The sequence below is a fragment of the Alkalilimnicola sp. S0819 genome, assembly GCF_009295635.1.
Taxonomy (GTDB): domain Bacteria; phylum Pseudomonadota; class Gammaproteobacteria; order Nitrococcales; family WHIW01; genus S0819.
Map to the genome: position 1 here is coordinate 1 of NZ_WHIW01000067.1, position 309 is coordinate 309.

Here is a 309-nt window from a genome sequence, read left to right on the forward strand (position 1 = left end):
TGGTGGGCCCGGGGCACCAGGTGCGTGCGGCGGCGTTCATGACCTGCACCACCACGCCCCATGACATCGCCTTCGTGGGCGGGCCGAAGATGGGCCTGCACCATCTCTCCTTCTACCTGGATGAGTGGGCGGACGTGCTGAAGGCGGCGGACGTGATGGGCAAGAACAAGGTCAAGATCGATGTCACCCCGCAGCGCCACGGCATTACCCGGGGTGCGACGATCTACTTCTTCGACCCCTCGGGCAACCGCAACGAGACCTTCGCGGGCCTCGGCTACGCGGCCTATCCCGATATGCCGGTGATCACCT

General features: G+C 65.4%; 1 protein-coding gene. It reads left to right on the top strand.

Going from position 1 to position 309, the window contains the following annotated elements; all coding sequences use genetic code 11:
* A partial coding sequence (locus GBG68_RS14000; RefSeq protein ID WP_193222356.1) for a VOC family protein occupies positions 1–309 on the top strand: 309 nt, incomplete at both ends.